At 57.6% G+C, this 17,091-nt stretch carries 11 protein-coding genes; 4 read left to right on the top strand and 7 right to left on the bottom strand.

The window, feature by feature from the left end; translation table 11 throughout:
• Positions 1-6: 6 nt before the first annotated feature.
• From ACYAF3_RS03320 to ACYAF3_RS03305, 4 genes are all read right to left on the bottom strand, one after another.
• Entirely contained in the window at positions 7-708 is a 702-nt protein-coding gene (locus ACYAF3_RS03320) for a VRR-NUC domain-containing protein (RefSeq protein ID WP_003111822.1), read from the bottom strand.
• Entirely contained in the window at positions 705-1,223 is a 519-nt protein-coding gene (locus ACYAF3_RS03315) for a PAAR domain-containing protein (RefSeq protein ID WP_031756393.1), read from the bottom strand. The genes ACYAF3_RS03320 and ACYAF3_RS03315 overlap by 4 nt, the downstream gene beginning before the upstream one ends.
• Positions 1,224-1,396: 173 nt before the next feature.
• On the bottom strand, positions 1,397-1,732 hold the full coding sequence (locus ACYAF3_RS03310) for a TM2 domain-containing protein (RefSeq protein ID WP_003119438.1): 336 nt from the start codon (positions 1,730-1,732) through the stop codon (positions 1,397-1,399).
• Between the two features lie 242 nt (positions 1,733-1,974).
• A complete protein-coding gene (locus ACYAF3_RS03305; RefSeq protein WP_105579228.1) occupies positions 1,975-2,613 on the bottom strand; it encodes a hypothetical protein in 639 nt (212 codons plus the stop codon).
• An 858-nt stretch (positions 2,614-3,471) separates the two neighbouring features.
• Between ACYAF3_RS03305 and ACYAF3_RS03300 the strand changes: the two genes are divergently transcribed.
• The 4 genes from ACYAF3_RS03300 to ACYAF3_RS03285 are packed head-to-tail and all read left to right on the top strand — an operon-like array spanning position 3,472 to position 10,190.
• Positions 3,472-4,971, top strand: a complete 1,500-nt coding sequence (locus ACYAF3_RS03300; protein ID WP_071534647.1) for a DUF3375 domain-containing protein — start codon at positions 3,472-3,474, stop codon at positions 4,969-4,971.
• A gap of 2 nt (positions 4,972-4,973) precedes the next feature.
• Positions 4,974-5,723: a DUF4194 domain-containing protein gene (locus ACYAF3_RS03295; protein ID WP_015647862.1), complete on the top strand. Its 750-nt coding sequence runs from the start codon at positions 4,974-4,976 to the stop codon at positions 5,721-5,723.
• Entirely contained in the window at positions 5,720-9,025 is a 3,306-nt protein-coding gene (locus ACYAF3_RS03290) for an ATP-binding protein (protein WP_071557664.1), read from the top strand. Before ACYAF3_RS03295 ends, ACYAF3_RS03290 begins: the two co-directional genes overlap by 4 nt.
• The gene (locus ACYAF3_RS03285) at positions 8,976-10,190 is read left to right on the top strand and encodes a Wadjet anti-phage system protein JetD domain-containing protein (protein ID WP_223195031.1); all 1,215 of its coding nucleotides are present in this window, start codon (positions 8,976-8,978) and stop codon (positions 10,188-10,190) included. Before ACYAF3_RS03290 ends, ACYAF3_RS03285 begins: the two co-directional genes overlap by 50 nt.
• A gap of 240 nt (positions 10,191-10,430) precedes the next feature.
• On the opposite strand, the gene ACYAF3_RS03280 is transcribed toward ACYAF3_RS03285, so the two are convergent.
• Genes ACYAF3_RS03280 through ACYAF3_RS03270 form a run of 3 tightly spaced genes read right to left on the bottom strand, consistent with a single transcriptional unit; the run spans position 10,431 to position 16,877 of the window.
• Positions 10,431-12,782, bottom strand: a complete 2,352-nt coding sequence (locus ACYAF3_RS03280; RefSeq protein ID WP_003124229.1) for an RNaseH domain-containing protein — start codon at positions 12,780-12,782, stop codon at positions 10,431-10,433.
• Positions 12,779-15,853 (bottom strand): ATP-dependent DNA helicase, encoded by a 3,075-nt coding sequence (locus tag ACYAF3_RS03275; RefSeq protein WP_031756400.1) that lies wholly within the window; start codon positions 15,851-15,853, stop codon positions 12,779-12,781. The genes ACYAF3_RS03280 and ACYAF3_RS03275 overlap by 4 nt, the downstream gene beginning before the upstream one ends.
• Complete coding sequence (locus ACYAF3_RS03270) at positions 15,837-16,877, bottom strand: restriction endonuclease-related protein (protein WP_031756402.1); 1,041 nt, start codon at positions 16,875-16,877, stop codon at positions 15,837-15,839. Before ACYAF3_RS03270 ends, ACYAF3_RS03275 begins: the two co-directional genes overlap by 17 nt.
• Positions 16,878-17,091: the final 214 nt, after the last annotated feature.

The following is a 17,091-nucleotide window of genomic DNA, read 5'->3' as shown; positions in this document are numbered from 1 at the left end:
TCTTGATCAATAGGCGGGAATCATCGGGCGAGGGGAACGGCCTCGGGTCAAGACGAACATCACTCCACCTGCGATGGCGACGGCCCACCCTGCTTGCTCTACTGGCACCTTGGATCGTTGATTTTCCTGGCCACAGTCGCAGTCGGAGGGTTTCATTTCAACAATCTTGTTCTTGTTGCCGGCAATCGCTGCATAATCCTCAAGTTGTTCCCTATTATGTGGGTCAGGCGGAAACTTCATCTCCACCACCTGTTTGATATTGTCCTGGGTTGGCGGCCTGTTGGGATTCTGAACGATGATCACGTCGGGCCTGCGAATCATTCCTTTCCCTGGCTTGAACGGCGGATGCTCCGGATCTTCATCCCAATACTTGCTGATCCATCCCGGTATCCAGCCATGTGGACTGTTACCGGTCTGGCTATCGAGAATCGGCTGCGGTGGGTTCTTGGTCATGTCGTAGCTGACCTCAGGCTTGTAGGGGCTGCGTCCCTGGAGAACTTCGTCCAACTCTCCCAGCCGCTGTGCCACGCACGCCTGCTTGAGGCTTTTGCCATCCTGGCTGAGGTTGGGCGTGCTGCTGCAATGGCAGACCGCCGAGCACAGCACCTTCTTGTCCTGCGGATCGAGCCTGGATTCCAGGGTGCCGACGGGGTTGGTCCTGCCTTCGGGGCTCATGCCTCCCCGGGACAGGCTGGGCTGGTCGCTCATGCGTCGTCCCTCTGCACCAGGTCGATGTAGAGGGTCTCCGCGGTGGGGCGCTCGATCCAGGAGGTCATGCCGTCGGCATCCGTGGTGTCGAACGCATTCCAGCCGCCACTCGACCAGACCCTGACCCGGCGTCCGGCGACGGGCTTGCCCGTTTCGTGGTCGATGAGCTGGAAGCGCCCGGAACAGGGCACGCCGTTGCGGTTAGGGGGAAGGGCGGGAGCGCGCGGGGCGGGCGTGAAGACGTCGCCGATGAGTACCGTCCCCGAGCCGCCGATCACCACATTGCCGTGCGCCCCGATACTACCCAGCGTCACCGCCGGCAGGCCGTTGATGAGTACCGTCGACGAAACGGCTGAGATCATCGGGCTTCCGCAGGCTGAGGCGTCGCCTTGCCGTGCTGCCGGCAGGCCGTCGAAAACGACGTCGGGAGAGCCCTGGACGATGGGGTTGCTGCCATGCCCTGGCACTGGGCAGGTCGTTGGATCGGTGACGCGGGCGGCGGGTTTTCCACTCATGTGCGGGTCCTTGCATCAGTGAGATGTGCTGGCCGCTCTGGCGGCCAATTCGGGATTGAGCGAGTCGGCACCTATCGCCAGCGGAAGAAACGCAGAAGGGGACTTCTCCTTATCCCACCTCCCGGCATCGGTTTCTTCTCCGGCCCGCCGAGGACCGTAGCGAGGTGCGCCGGTCAGTCTTGAGGGTGCGACACGGAAGCGCCGGCTACCTGCAGCGCTGCAACTTCCAGCCGGGCGTCGCGGCGGGTCTGTTCCGTATGGCCCTGGATGATGCCGGGAATCAGGAAGGCATCGACGATCCACCAGATGCCGGTAATGATCAGGGGGAACAGGGTGAAACAACCGATCAGTGTGATGATCAGTTGGGTAACCGCCGTGCCGGTTTTCCCCAGGTAGAAGCGGTGTGCGCCGAAACCGCCCAGGAAGAACCACAGAAGATAGGCGGTGCCGGTGGATTTCTGGGCGTTGGAAACTTTCTGCTCCACGAGCATTTCAGACTGTAGTGACATGAGTTTTCCCACTGATCCATGCGGAAGATATGGTGGGAATTGAAACGTTGCCAACGGTGTTTTTTCAAGCATCCAGTCTGAGGATATTTTTGATTTGTAGTTTTATTGCGGAACTCTGGAAGAGTCGGCCAGGAGTCGGAACTCCTGGACTTCGTAGAAGTGCTTGAAAGCAACTGGCGAGTGGCTGAAGTTTATTGGCGAAAGGCGTCCGGCCGGGCGCCTTTCGCTTTTGTCCGTTAACTTCATAGTGGCGTGGTTTCGAACTTTATCTTTTGATAGTTCTCGAAAATGAACCTGTCTTCCGGCGACAGGGCCGTTTCGTCGAAGGGCAGGATCGCGCCGTCATGCATGACCTTGTAGTCGCGAGAGGTGATTTTCGTCTCCGCCGTGGTGAATGTACTCATGAAGCGCTTATGGGCATCCCCCTGGAACTCCTTCCTGTGCTGGAGGAAGTAGGCGAAGTCCATGTGCCCGACCATGAAGACGATGCTCCAGTCCTTCCTGGCGGCTATGTCCCATTTCCACATGGCGGAGAGTTTCCGCCTAATGGCCTGGTCGGACTCCCTCAGGGCCTTCTTGAGACAGTCGAAGGCGTAGGTACTGTCTATGTCGAATTCGCAGATGGTCAGGTAGTTCACGAACTTTTCGCCGAAGACACAACTGGAGCCGAGGGTGAAAATCTCGTATCCCGGGTAATACCTGCGAAAGAAATCAAGTTCCGTCAGGAACCAGTCTTCCAGTGCGGGTCGGCTGCTCTTTCCGTAGACGTTCTTGACGATGTCTGGCGTATATTCTAACCCTTCGCTGGTGCAGGTCAGAACGTTCTTCTCATCTTTGGCGATGACTATCCTGTTTTTTGCTCCTTTCGGTTCCTTTTTCATTTTTCTTGTCCTTCGAGCGTCTGTGGAGGCCGGTTTATCGTGTTTTGGAATCTCTGTTTTAGGTTTCGCTTTCCAGGGATATAAGACGCCTGCTTACCCTGGTAGTGAGTGTCTAGCTCAAATTCTTTTTCTGTGCTTGACGAAAAGTATGCGTCGGTTTCTCGGAGGCTCGTTTTCTTGGGCGGGGAGTTTCGAACCTGAATCCATGAATGTTTTCCTGCCAGCGTTCCAGAACCTTGTTGGCGGCGGAATCGAACGGTCTCATTAACAGATTCGGGAAATATCATTCCACGCGTCCGCAGCCAAAAGGGCGGGCTGGCGAAGCTCGCCGGGTGCCGGTCACGGTAGGGGAGGGAGCAGCAAGGCGAGCCGGCAACAGGAAAGGCCCGGCGCTGGAGGAGCAGGCAAGGAACTGGGCAAAGAAAAAGCCCCTGAAATTCACTAGGAAAATCAGGGGCTTATCGTTTGCGTTTGGTGGAGCCGGGGGGATCCGACCTCGATTTCAGGATCGGACCCTAGGCGCCTTGGGGATCAAGCCGAGACCGGGCCGAGGTCCGATGCTGTCTGGCTTTCTCAGTGCTTAAACATAGGAAGGATTTTTCGAGCGTCAAGGGAGCAACAAAATTAATCGCCGATTTCAGGGATAGCTTGTTGTGGTGGAGTAGGGGCTTGGGTTCAAATCCTCTGGTTGGATTTGAACCAGTATGAGCTAACCATCGACTGGTCGGGCCTTCACTCAGCTCCATTCGGAATGACGCAGTATTAAATGGGGCCATCTGCCAGGACAAATACGTATCATGAAGCAGCGAGTGACTTCGGTAAGCTCGTGCTTGGACAACCTTTGTCGATGTGGCCGTCATGGAAGAAAGCGCACAACAGTGCTCAGAACGCTATGTATCCACCCGCAGCCAACACCCTGCTTGGCTTTTGCTTGCATCACGCCGGGCTCCGCTTGTGTTGGGTTGCCTGCGGACGCTGTTCGAGCGGGCGCACGATGGGATTCCCATGGAGGATGCGCTGCAAGCGCTGTCCGAAATGCTGGCTGCTTATGCCAGCCAGGATCTTTACGAGATCGACCCGGATGCAACGCACATCCAGGCAGGTCGTGAACTCCGTGAATGGATCAAGCGGCGCCTTGTTGTAGAGCGAGAGGGCCGCATCTATGCAACCGACGCGCTGGAGTCCGCCATACAGTTCGTCGACTCGTTGGATAGTCGTATCATGACCTCCACGGCCTCTCGCCTTTCGGTGGTCCAGCGCGAGATTGAAAACCTGGAAACGGGTCTGAACCCCAGCCCAAGTGGCCGTATTGCCAGCCTGCGCCGCCGAATCCAGGACTTGGAGCACGAGCTAGCGCAGGTAGAAGCTGGCCACGTCGTCGTGCTGGACGAAGCTCAGGCGATAGAGGGTATACGCGAGGTATATAACCTGGCCACCAGCCTGCGCGCAGACTTTCGACGAGTTGAAGACTCTTGGCGCGAAGCTGATCGCGCCTTGCGGCAATCCATCATCAGCGAGCAGTCTCACCGTGGAGAAATCGTCGATCGGTTGCTGGACGGTCAAGATGCGTTACTCAACACACCGGAAGGACGTGTCTTCGAAAGTTTCCAGCAGCAACTGAGGCAGTCCGCCGAGCTGGAAGTCATGCGTGAGCGCTTGCGTACCATCCTTCGTCATCCAGCGGTTCCGAAGGCACTGAATCGTCCCCAGCAACGTGAGCTGCGTTGGCTGGCGTTACGCTTGGTTCGGGAGTCGCAGGCTGTGCTTCAGGCGCGTGCCCGAAGCGAGCGCGATGTACGTGGCTTCATGAAGACGGGCCTGGCCGCCGAGCATCATCGCGTCGGACAGTTACTCAACGATTTCTTCAATCTAGCGCTCAGCGTCGACTGGCAACGCCAGGCCGTGCGTCGTAGCACTGTCCGTTTGCCGCCGGTTGGCGTAGCCATTACCGGAGTCCCAGCGATTGAGCGTCTACGTTTCAAGACCCTGGATGACGATGACACGGGCGAGCTGGATCTGAGTCTGAAGCCAGCGGGGCTGGAACAGATTGACGATGACTTCTGGGATGCTTTCGACGGGTTGGATCGCGAAGCGCTGATTCATGACACCCTGGCGGTGCTGGTGGAGCAGGGGCGACCTGTGAGTCTCGGGGAGCTTGCGTCTTTGCTTCCACCTGCTCACGACCTGGAAACCTTTGCGCTCTGGTTGGCTATGGCGCGCGAGGCAGGTATTGAGGTGCTGACAGAGGAGCGTCAGCTCGTGGAGCTAGTTGACGAGGATGAGCAACGCTGGCGCTTCAATCTGCCTTATGTCGGACTCGACCACGAGGCACTCAAGGACATCGATTGGGAGTTGTGAGCATGGCAGGGGTCTTCGATCGAATTGCAGGCGCCTCTGGTGCCGACGAAACGGAGCTGACGGTGGAGCCCATGGCGTTGGATGACGGCATGGATGATGAACAGCCTCTCATGAGCGCCGCTGTACAGGTCGATGAGCGCCGGACGCCGCAACGGGTACGGGAGGCCGTACAGGAAATGCTCAAGTACGGTCTGCTGGAAGAGAGTCACAAGCCCAACCTGTATCGCTCAGCGCTTTCCAATATCGAGGCGGTCGACAGAATCCTGGAGCCGCTCGACCTTGCCATGGGGGTCGACGAGGTTCGGGGGCTGTTGTTCGTTATCGTTCGCCAGGGCGAGGTGGCCGAGCAGGATGACTGGTCGCACCCCCTAGTGCGTCGGCAAAGGCTGAATCTGGAGCAGTCTCTGCTGATAGCCATCCTGCGCCAGCAGTTCATCGCCTACGAACAGGAAAGCGGTACGGGCGCCAGTCAGGCATCGGTAGTGGTCGATGAGCTGATTCCCCAATTGCAGGTTTACCTGGGCGAGCTGGGCAGTGAGGCAAAGGAGCGCAATCGCATCATCACGCTGCTGGATCAGCTCAAGGGGCATGGCCTGGTGTCGGCTTTGGACGCCCATGATCGCGTCATCATCCGTCCCATCATTACCCACTTGGCTAACCCGGAGAACCTGCAGGCACTCGTGGCATGGCTGCGAGAGCAGGTGGAGGGCGCGGCGACGCCGGCTGCCGATGGCGAGGAGGATATGGCATGAAGCAGGCACTCCTTTGGCGTGACAGCGAGACCTTCATTCTCACCAGCATCGAGCTCTATAACTGGGGCGGCTTTCAGGGCTATCACCGTGCCGAGATCGACCCCTCCGGTACCGCCGTGATCGGCCCGACGGGGAGCGGTAAAACGACACTGGTGGACGCTCTGATGACCTTGCTGTGCGCCAATCCGCGCTACAACCTGGCATCCACGGGCGGGCATGAAAGCGACCGCGACCTGGTGTCCTATGTCCGGGGAGTTACCGGCCCCGGGGACGGAGGTATAGAGCAGTCTCATATCGCTCGCCAGGGTAAGACAGTAACCGCAATTGCGGCCACGCTCGAGCGTGATGGTGCGCAGGTACGACTGGGGGCCGTGCTCTGGTTCGAAGGCACAAGCTCCTCGGCATCGGATCTGAAAAAACTGTGGCTGTTAAGCGAGTCCCCCGAGCAGACTCTGGAGCATTGGCTCAGCCAGCATCACGCAGGCGGTATGCGGGCTTTGCGTCAGATGGAGAAGGATGGGACGGGTATCTGGCCTTATCCCAGGAAGAAAGCTTTCTTGGCCAGGCTGAGGGATTACTTCGAGGTCGGTGAAAACGCATTCACCTTGCTCAACCGCGCTGCCGGCCTGAAGCAGCTCAATAGCATTGACGAGATCTTTCGCGAGTTGGTGCTGGATGACCGTTCCGCCTTCGAGCGGGCCGCCGAGGTCGCCGGCAGCTTCGATGATCTAACCGACATTCACCGAGAACTGGAAACGGCTAGAAAGCAGCAGCGCTCATTGCAGCCGGTCGCCGATGGCTGGGAGCGTTACCAGGTCTTGCAAGAACAGCTGCACGATAAGCAGGCTCTCGAAGGTATCCTCCCGGTTTGGTTCGCCGAGCAGGGGTATCGACTGTGGTTGGCTGAAACCAACAGGCTCGAGAAGGAGTACAAAAAGGCCGAACTGGATCAGGAGCAATGCAAAAGTCAGCTTGAGGCCCAGAAAGGTGTGGTCGATCAACATCGCCAGCGCTACCTGCGAGTAGGGGGCGCAGGGATAGATCAATTGCGCGAGCGCATCGCTGATTGGGTGAGGGAGTGCGATAAGCGCAGCCTGAAAGCCGAGCAATACCAACTCTTGGCCAAAGGCCTTGGACTAGCGGATGAGTTATCGGCCGCTGCTCTCAAGGAGAATCAGCAGCATATCGCGGCACGCCTGGAAATACTGGACCAACAAATTACTGACGCGCGCCAAAAGGCGTTCGACGCAGGCCTCGTCCAGCAGGAACTCAATGGTCGCCTACAGACCTTACAGCAGGAGGGTGCTGAGGTTGAGAAACGGCCAGGCTCGAACCTGCCCGGGCAATTTCATGCTTTCCGAAGCGATCTGGCGCAGGCGCTTGGTGTCAATGAGTCGGCCCTGCCTTTCGTTGCCGAGCTGGTGCAGGTCAAGCCCGAGGAGCTGGACTGGCGTGGCGCCATCGAGCGGGCAATCGGTAGCCACCGGCTACGCATCCTGGTGCCGCAGGGCTCATCCCAGGCCGCACTGCGTTGGGTGAATCAACGGCACAACCGCTTGCATGTGCGCTTGTTGGAGGTACAGGAGCCGACGTCGCGCCCCGTGTTCTTCGACGATGGTTTTACCCGCAAGCTGACCTTCAAGGAGCATCCGTACCGAGAAGCCATAAAGGCACTGCTGGCGGACAATGACCGCCACTGCGTCGAAAGCCCGGAGCAATTACGTCATACCCCTCATGCCATGACGGCTCAGGGGCTGATGTCGGGCAAAGAACGCTTCTTCGACAAGCAGGACCAGAAGCGTCTGGACGAAGACTGGCTGACCGGCTTCGATAACCGTGACCGTCTGGCCTTCCTGGCTGAGCAGATTCGCGAGGTCAATGAGCGGCTCGAGCCAGCCAAGCTCGCCTTGGATGCTGCCCAGGGCGACGTTCGTCAGTTGGAGACTCAAGCTTCGCTGCTGAATCGTGTCAAAGAACTGCAGTTCGAGGATATTGATCTGCCGGGTGCCCAGAGTCAGCTGGAGTCGCTGCGTACGCAACTGGCCACCCTGACGCGCCCCGATTCTAACCTTGCCATGATCAAGGTCGAGCTGGATGCGGCCGAGGCCCTGCAGGAGTCTCTTGATCAACAGCTCCGCCAACTGATCGAACAGTACGTTCAGTTAAAAACTCAGTTTGACCAGGCCGCATCCGCTACCCGTAAGGCCTATAACAGCGCGGAGAAAGGGCTGAACGATACGCAGCGTGAACTGGCGCAAGCGCATTTCCCGACTCTGACCGCGGATGACCTCGGCGATATTGTCGAGCTGGAGCGCAAGCATACGCGTGAGCTTCAAGGGCAGCTCAAAGCGCTTGGCGAGAAACTGGGCGATCAGAAATCAGAGCTTGCCAAACGTATGTCTGATGCCCTCAAGGTAGACACCGGGGCGCTTGCAGAGGTCGGGCGAGAGCTGGTGGATGTCCCCAGGTATCTGGAGCGTCTGCGTGTGCTGACCGAGGAAGCCTTGCCAGAGAAACTCAAGCGCTTCCTGGAATACCTCAATCGCTCCTCGGATGACGGCGTCACCCAACTGCTCAGCTATATCGACCATGAAGTCTCGATGATCGAGGAACGCCTGGATGACCTGAATAGTACGATGCAGCGTGTCGACTTTCAGCCCGGACGCTATCTGCGCCTGGTTGCAGGCAAGGTCATCCATGAAAGCCTGCGCACCCTGCAGCGCGCCCAGCGCCAACTGAACTCGGCGCGTTTCATCGATGATGAAGGCGAGAGCCATTACAAGGCATTGCAGGATCTTGTGGGGTTGCTCAAGGACGCCTGCGAACACAGCAGGAATCAGGGAGCCAAGGCGCTTCTGGATCCGCGCTTCCGCCTGGAGTTCGCAGTATCGGTGATCGATCGAGAAAGCAGGAATGTCATCGAAACCCGAACAGGTTCTCAGGGCGGTAGCGGTGGCGAGAAGGAGATCATTGCCTCCTACGTGCTGACCGCTTCCCTGAGCTATGCGCTTTGTCCCGACGGCAGCAGCCGGCCGTTGTTCGGCACCATCGTTCTCGACGAGGCGTTCTCGCGCAGCTCCCATGCGGTTGCAGGTCGGATCATCGCTGCGTTGAGGGAATTCGGCCTGCACGCTGTCTTCATCACGCCCAACAAGGAAATGCGCCTGTTACGCCACCACACGCGTTCGGCAGTCGTCGTTCATCGGCGCGGCCTGGAGTCCAGTCTGGTTTCCCTGAGCTGGGAAGCTTTGGATGAGCATCATCAACAGCGCATCAAGGCCATGCATGAAGTCGCCCACTGACATCGGTCGCAGCTTGGCCAGGCAATGGCAGCGTTCTAGTGTTCGGTTGGACCGCTTACTCAATTCTGCTAGCTGGCCGCAAAGCTTCAACATCGGCAAGCCTTCGGCACGACTATTCTCTGACAACATCCGGACGGTGCTTCGGCATGTGGAAAATTGGCGGAGCGTGAAAGTGGGTAAGGTCGACTGGGAACCCGTCAGCTACCGAGCAGGGTTGGCTCCAATTTCCTTGCCAATGCGCTGGCACTTGCGCAGTCCCTCCGAATGGATTGCCGCAACCGACGATCCTTCGGTCAGCCAGGAATACGCTCAACTCGAGTATCTGGTCGAGCAGGTAGATAGTTCCTTTCATGCTCTGCTGGTGGCGCAACGGAGCCTGTGGTTGACGAAGCCCTCTGAAGAAGTCATCGCTACAGCGCAGCTCGCCACTCAACTATCTCCGGGCTGCGCTCAAGGCCGCCCATTGCGCCTGCTTGCAGAGCACGGAGTGGACACCAAGTTTTTCGAGCGAAACGCTATCTTGCTGACGAAACTCCTCGATGAGCGCTTCGAAGGCGCGGCGTCCGAGCAAGGTCTGACGACTTTTCTGGATGCCTTTGAAGAAACCAGTCATTGGGTTCTAGTCGTTCCTCTTCAGCCTGAGCTGCTGCCCTTCAAGCGGATCAGGCTCACGACTTCGGAACTGGCCGAAACCTCACTTCCCGGTTCGCGATTGCTCGTGGTGGAAAATGAGCAATGTGTTCACTTGCTACCCGAAACGCTGCCGGACACCCTCGCTGTTCTGGGCGCAGGGCTCGATTTGCAGTGGTTGGCGTCTGCGCATCTGGCCGGGAAACAGATCGCTTACTGGGGCGACATGGATACCTGGGGCTTACTGATGCTGGCGCGAGCGAGACACCATCAACCTGCAGTCGAAGCACTGCTAATGGACCGGGAGCTGTTTGACCAGCACTCCTTGGGAAGCGCGGTCGTCGAGCCAGCTAAAGCTCAGGAATTGGCTCCCGAAGGATTGATGACCGACGAAGCTGATTTCTATCGGTATCTCCTTGCACAGGAGCGGGGGCGCCTTGAGCAGGAGTATCTGCCACGCAGGCAAGTCGAACAGGCTATTAGTAAATGGTTTGGAGAGTCGGTAGCGCCGGCTCATCCTGAGCGAACGGCTTGACTGCATGACTGACAGATGACGGCGAGGTGCAGTAACTTGGCGAGCGCGTGGGCATGTTGCATGCAACGCTCCTACAAGAAACCTAGCAATTCCACCGAGTGGCTGAAAAATTCCCCGTTACATCTAGTGGACAGAGCAAGACGTTAATGAAGTGTTAGTAGCCGGCATTGGCATCGGATATTTCCTTACCCCCGATGCCAATGCTGGGATCTCTGCAGCAAACGTGTACAGCAGCCCCGCTCAATCCGAGCGGTTAGCCTCAGTCTTGCGCAACCGCTCCAGAATGGGATGATCTGCGGCGACCTGCTTGCCCAAGTGCATGGGACCGGGCAAGCGAAGATACCCGGCCCACAGCGGAGCGTTGCGGCAAAGCAGTGCAACTTGCTCGGCAGTAGCTGTCGGGTGAGCGAACGATCCGGCACGTATAATCGTGATTTCCGTGACACCGAGCTGCTGCCACGGATCTCGCAAGTCTTTCTCGGAGATCTCATAGCGGGTGTTGTTGCGTTGCGACCGGACGGAGCCGTACTGTTTGGACGGAGCGACGAAGTAATAGACGTCCAAGCTCTCATTGGACTGGAATATGCCGACCTTGGTGCCTATGTAGTGGGGGGTATCAGGTGACAGTGACTGATTCCCGCTCATTTGGGCAACGTCCAGGTCTGCGCGAATTCGTACGATGGCGGCGCCTTCAGGTACCGGGGGAAGGCCCTCGCCTGGACTGTCCTGGAGCCCCTTGTAGAATGTACGAAGGCCACTGTCGAGGCATGCGATCAGTGGGGCGTCAGCAACTTTGGTGGGTACCAGCAGGGCTTGAGTCACCAGCCTGGTGAGCTGGTCAGATGTAAGCAGCGTGGCGAATGCATGTATGGCCGAGACGCCCTCGTTATAACTGAACCACTTGCCCCCGGAGTCCGGGCCTGACTCGAACCAGAAAATCTCAGTGTTGGGCTCCCCCAACACCGCGCGGGTGATGACAGGAAGAAGCACTGCCGGGCCTTTTTCCTGGATGCGATCAAGCAGGACGGAAACTACAGTGGTCTTCTCCGGCGAAGCTTTGGATTTTGGTATCGGCGCGGGAAGGTAGCCGCTCAGGCGGATAGCCTCGATAATGGTGTTGGTGGCCTTGAAGTCGCGATCATCCTCTTTGCCCTTGCGCTTTTTCTTCAGTTGTTCATCGGGATCGATGTGCATGATGAATTGCGTCGCAATGCCGTGCTCTGCCAGAACTTGCCGGATCAAATGCTTGGGGTCCTGAGCGCCTTCCAATTTCGCTGCAGAAGCGCAGGTTTCGACGATCATCACCTTGGGGCCACCGCAGTGGGCTTGCGAAGCTGCGGGCAATACATGATTAGATAGCCATGCCCTGAGGACTAGCAGGTCGTGTTGTCCCGCGAGCATGCGCCCCGCATCAGGCACATCCAGCCGAGTCAGTGTTACCAGTGGGGGCATCACCTCCTTGAAGAACTGACTGTCCTCACCGAGTGTTCCACTGGCCGCATGAAGCCGCAGCATTACCTCGGAGTGGGCTGCAAGCACCATCACCGGCAACGTGACCACCTCGCCGGTGGCCTGTGCTTTTTCCTCTCGCAAACTACCTACGGCCTTTCTGGCCAACAACGGAGATGTTCCAGGTAGGTTGTCCAGCAGGTGAAAGCCGGCCTGATCCAGGAACAATGGCCCGGGTCCTGATGCTATCAGTGGGTTGGACGGAGGGATGGCATAGATGGGCCTGAAGTCGCTGTCGATGGGGATGTCGCCTTCCTGAATAGATGGAAAAGACGAAACGCCCATAAATCCCAGTAAGTCTTCGATCGGATGCTCGTACGTGGTTTTCCATCCCCCTTCATGTGGCTGGGTCTTGAGCTTAGCCTTCACGATCTGATCGCCAACTTTTACCCAGGCATGCTTTTTCGTCCCAACAAGATTTGGCATGACCTGGCTCAGCTTCACACGTAACTGAAGGTAAGGCTCGGCTCGTCCGCGCAACAAAACCAGCTTGGGCTCAATGGCATGTACGGCGCTGGCGTAGCGGATATCGTTCTCCGAAACAACGGGATCGTCCCATGCCAAAAGCGTTGCGTCCGATGCCTGATAAAGCGTGATTGGTTTGCTGGCCTGCATGGGGTTGCGGATCATCGCCTGGCCAACTAGCCACGGAATGACGGTGTATGCCAGTGATGAAATATCACCTGGTGTCACGAGGAGGCTGGTCTCAAGGGGTACGAGGTCGGTGACAGCGAGCTTGCCCTCAAAGCCTTCGAGTCGCTCGTTCCAGATCCTCAATACATCCATCGACCATAGCCGTAGCGTCTCGTTGATGGTGTCGATCGGAAGAGGTTTGAGTAGAAGAATCGCCGATACGCCACCGTCCTTTTGCGGGGAAAGATTGACCTTCACAGGGCCACCAGAGAGGACGGTCAGCATTTCTTCTAAAGCGATGATAGGCAAGCCTGGGTGCGGCTTCTTTGCCAGTCCTTTGAGCGCTTGCCAAGCATCGAGGTAATGCTCTCCAATCACGACTCGGTAGGCCCGCCCCAGTTGTGTCGGGTCGAATCTGAAAAGGCTGGTGCGCAGCTCAAGCGTTTTCATACGGACTCCTTTCTTGATCGAAGAATGTATTGCTGAACCGCCGATGCGATGCCTGCATGGTGACGCTCGAACTGTTCCCAGTCGCCGTCTTCCTTGAGCCGGTTGACACTTTCATTGAGCATCTCTGACCAGGGCTTCAGACCTTTGAGGAACGCTGCATCTGCGAAGTAGCACGTGACGGGGGTGCCCCCTCGGCGGCCTCGTCCAATGAGTTGGGTCAGGCTCACCAGAATGTTCATGATGGTGTAGTGACGGATGTTGGCGGGTTGCTGGCTAAACGCCGGGCGTGCGGTACGGATCGTCTGCAACAGCGCATTGGAGAGCTTGCGTTCTTGCGTCATGACCTCTCCCGGACTGGAGCGTGGCAGCACTGTGTTCCCGGTTTCGTAGCAGATGTGGGCCAGGTTGTTGTTGGGGCTGTCGGACGCCGGTAAGGGACGGACACAGATCACAACTCCACCAATAGCGGAGAGTCCGTCTGCGTTGACGATATTGTGTCCTCTGGCCATAGGCCCAAGTGCGCTGACCAATAGCGTCTTATGCTTGTGCTTGCCGCTGGTGAACTCGGCAAGGTCGTCATAGACAAGCATTTGCTGGGCCTCCAGTGATGAGGGTTTATATTCGCTTTGGCGACCACGCACCCATCCGACGGACTCGCCCGGGCCGTCCGCCATTTTCGCCAAGGTCATGGCGAGTGCTTCAGCGTCCGCATCGCTGTTGGTGACCAGCAGCAGGCGGGCCCTGTCCCGGGTCTCGGGATCGTTTGCAAGCTTTTCCAACCGGGCCTTTAGCCATGGCCAGAGTTCCTTGGCGAGCTTGGTAACCAGGAATTTGCGTTGGGCAAATGGTCCCCCAGAGATCGCCGTGGTCTGATTGACGTTCTCGAACGTCACCTGGCCCTTGGCGTCCGGCACATCAATGAAGTCCTGGGCTTTCAGATCGAACGCACTGGCGCCGGGAAAATAGGCTGTTGCGGAGAAGCCGATGAACAGCCTCTTCACTCCGGCATAGCCCAACGCACTGATGTCAGGGAGGGAGAGCAGGGTACTGTGAGGGTCGCCCCGCATGGCGACGACGTGTAGCGTCGAGTCTTGGTCGCTGCTGTCTTTGCGTTTGAAGCCAAAGACTGCTCTTTGCAGCGGCCCGTTGGGGCTTGGGCTCAGCGGTTCTGGGCCGGCGATGCTCCGCCTGACCTCGTACGCATAAGGGATCTCCGCATTGACTAAGGCAGGTAGCTCGACCTGCAAATTTCGCAGGTGGGTCTCGATGACCAGCAGGGTACCGCGCAGAATCAGAGATGCTTTCAGGCGTATCCGATCATGTTCCTTCAGGCGCTCAGGCAGCCTGCCGCTCTCGGATAAGTCTGCGATCAGGTTTCCCAGGGTGATGGCCAGCGTTTCGAGTCTGTGTTCCCCATCGTTAGAACGCCAGTTGGCAAGGTTGCGGCTCAGTGATTGCAGGTGGTGCGGAAGCTGACCGAGATCGTTGCTAAACAGGTACTCAAGTGTTTCTCGGGTAATGCCAAGGGCTTGTGTGATGAAGGTGTCATCAGCGTCCGACCAGGTGGTCTCTTTGATTGGCCATTCGAAATAGCGTTCTTGCTGAAGATTCATGAGCTGGCTGACGCTCAGCGTGCAGTACATCAATGCCCAGTTGACCCGGTAAAGGCTGCTTCGATCGATTCCGGGGATGTGGGACTTTCCAACAACGTGGTTGAACAGACGCAGCAACGGGCTGTTATCACCTACATTGCCCAGCCTCAGCTCGATCACGCTGCTATCGATAGCCGACTTCAGGAGGCCATCGATTTCGTCCACCAGAAATACGGGTGTTGTTCGCAATAGGATTTCAACCAAGCTTCGGGGGCCTGGAAACTGTTCAGCGTCTGAAAGCGGGATGCGGGTTGTGCCAGACAACAGCGCGTGGTGGTTGATCACCACGATGTCAGCCTCCATCGCCTGTGACAGCATCCGGGTTTGGCCGCACCTGAAGAGGAAGGGGCAATGTTTGAGGCGCTTCGACGACTCCTCTCCATCATCCCCACATGCCGATATGCGTATGTTGAAGCACGGCTCGTTGCCTGGCTCCACAGCCATCAAGTCGGCTGAGTAAGCGTCAAGCAGGCAGGCATAATCGTAGGGGTGATCGGTCTTGCCCTGCTCGAACTGCATCTCTGCACGCTCGTATATCCGAGAGGCGGAATGCAGCGGTGCGACCTTCAACTCTTTGCCTACTGCCGCCGCCGATTGCTTGATGATGCGTACGGTGTTCTCGACTTCAACTAGCGTAGGGACTGCGATAGCAACCCTGTGTCCACGCTCGGCCGCGTCGATGGCCATCATCACCATCGCGACGCTCTTGCCGGAACCAGTCGGCGCATTGACTCTGTAAAAATTCCCCGAGTCGGCTTTGCGAACGGGCTCATCACCCCAGATGTTCACCAATGACGCTGCGTGCTGGCTATGCAGGTCAGGAGAGGCATCCATTTGTTTCGCGAGCTTCATCAGCCTGGCGTGCTCCCAGCTGATCTCGGGTAACGCCGTTGATGGTGGAATGAGGACGTGCTGGTCGAGCGCATTCAGGACATGACGTTCATTTTCCGGGATGGCGAAGACCCTGACGTGATCTCCAGTGATGTGCTTGAGTACGACGTCTCCTTCATTGGGTAGCTGTCCATGAGCCGGCGCAGTACGACCATTCTTGAGCGCCTCGAAGTTTTCCCTGATGACCTGGTCAATATCCAGATGGGACGACAGGCGATACCGATCTTGCTCGTGGAGTTCAGTGTTCAGATTGGAGCTGTCCACCAGCTCAAAAGAGCTCAACTTGCCCTTCAGGATGCCCTCGGCGCTCAACATGAAGCGTTTTGGCTGAGCCAGCAAAGAAGGTCTGAGCCGCAAACTCTGGGCGATTAGCGTTTGCTGCGCTTCCGTCAGGGAGCCCCAGGTGCTCCACTTGCGTGTCCTGCCTGCAATGATTGCCGCAGCATCGGCCAGCGTAGGTTCGTTGGTGACGTAGCGCACAGCGATAGCCAGGAACAGTGTGGTCGCAATATCAGAAAGGGGACGCATGCTTCTGCACCTCCTGTACGCATTGGCTCTGAGTGAACACGCGCACACCCATAGGACAGTGCTCTCGGAGTAGAGGTATGTTCTGCTTCTGGTAGTCGGGGATCACGATCCAGCGAGGCAAGTGGGACGGAATCTGTTCGATGTGTTTGGCGAGTTCGTGGGCCGATACCCACACCTTTGCGTCGATATCCTGAGTGCTTTGGCCTATACGGATACGAAGATCTGTTCGATCGACGTTAGGCCAAAGTTCTACTTCGTAACCTCTCTCGGTCAGGGCGTGTGCCAGGGACAGTTCCAGCAATCCCGGCTGCAGCGTGAATTTCCATAAGGCTGGATTCAGCATGAGCCTTTCCTGGGCATCCTGGCCCTCAAGGTGGCTGTTATTCACGCGGTTCACGACCTTCGTGCCGTCTCTGAGAAAGAGGCTTTTCTTGTCCCGGCACCAGGCAGAGTCGCAGCTCACCTCATGCCGTTGAGTGTTCAGGGGCCAGTGGCATTCCGGGCACAGGTACAGCAACCCGTTATGCCGCAGGTGAAGCGGGATGGGCTCGTAGAAGTCACTGAGAGAGAGGTTCAGTGGGACGAATACGTCGCGGGCCTGGGAGGGGGCGATGACGCCGTGCTCAATGAGGAACAGGCGAAAGTTGCGATAGAGCGTGTCACCATCGGACCGCAGCCGGCACGCTTGCTTGACTCGGTTTACGCGGGCCTGGATGGTTTCCCAAAGCTGCCGGGCGGTGAGCTCCAGCATCATTTCGTTACAGGTCTGCGAGGCCATGTTGGAGCAGAGCAGGGGGCCGGAATAGTCCGCCCGTATGGCCTCCGGGAGCCATTGCTCTATTGGCAAGTTCAGCTTGTGCTCCAGTGTGATTGTCGTCACTGGAGAGCGCCCAGGCTCAAGCCTCCATAGCAGAGCCGATGCCCGTTGCAGAAGTGGAAATGCCTTTTTTCTGTCGGTGGCGCATAAGGTGGCGCCTTGCGCGAGCAGGCTTAGCAAACGTTGGGCGTATTGGGTGTTGTCCATTTCACTCAGCCTCTGTCGCCGTCTATAGGAGGGCTTTGGCCTTACTTTGCCATCCACTGAGATTCTCAAGCTAATGCGCTTAGCAAGTGAATCGTGCTTTCGCCCTACCCCCCTTCTGGATTTAACACCAAAACATTTTGATAAATGTGGATGCATAAAAAATGGAGCGTGCGCGCTTCAATGTGGTTTCTGACTGGAGTGTATGAGCTCCATT

The sequence above is a fragment of the Pseudomonas sp. TZ252 genome (genome assembly GCF_056110345.1).
Note: the sequence above shows the minus strand (reverse complement) of the source record. Positions and strands in the feature narration are given on the sequence as shown.

Bases quoted from the DNA above. Each gene is read 5' to 3' on its own strand.
- ACYAF3_RS03270 (WP_031756402.1), bottom strand. From the start codon at position 16,877: ATGGACAACACCCAATACGCCCAACGTTTGCTAAGCCTGCTCGCGCAA.
- ACYAF3_RS03300 (WP_071534647.1), top strand. From the start codon at position 3,472: ATGGAAGAAAGCGCACAACAGTGCTCAGAACGCTATGTATCCACCCGC.
- ACYAF3_RS03280 (WP_003124229.1), bottom strand. From the start codon at position 12,782: ATGAAAACGCTTGAGCTGCGCACCAGCCTTTTCAGATTCGACCCGACA.
- ACYAF3_RS03275 (WP_031756400.1), bottom strand. From the start codon at position 15,853: ATGCGTCCCCTTTCTGATATTGCGACCACACTGTTCCTGGCTATCGCT.
- ACYAF3_RS03310 (WP_003119438.1), bottom strand. From the start codon at position 1,732: ATGTCACTACAGTCTGAAATGCTCGTGGAGCAGAAAGTTTCCAACGCC.
- ACYAF3_RS03295 (WP_015647862.1), top strand. From the start codon at position 4,974: ATGGCAGGGGTCTTCGATCGAATTGCAGGCGCCTCTGGTGCCGACGAA.
- ACYAF3_RS03320 (WP_003111822.1), bottom strand. From the start codon at position 708: ATGAGCGACCAGCCCAGCCTGTCCCGGGGAGGCATGAGCCCCGAAGGC.
- ACYAF3_RS03305 (WP_105579228.1), bottom strand. From the start codon at position 2,613: ATGAAAAAGGAACCGAAAGGAGCAAAAAACAGGATAGTCATCGCCAAA.
- ACYAF3_RS03290 (WP_071557664.1), top strand. From the start codon at position 5,720: ATGAAGCAGGCACTCCTTTGGCGTGACAGCGAGACCTTCATTCTCACC.
- ACYAF3_RS03315 (WP_031756393.1), bottom strand. From the start codon at position 1,223: ATGAGTGGAAAACCCGCCGCCCGCGTCACCGATCCAACGACCTGCCCA.
- ACYAF3_RS03285 (WP_223195031.1), top strand. From the start codon at position 8,976: ATGAGCATCATCAACAGCGCATCAAGGCCATGCATGAAGTCGCCCACT.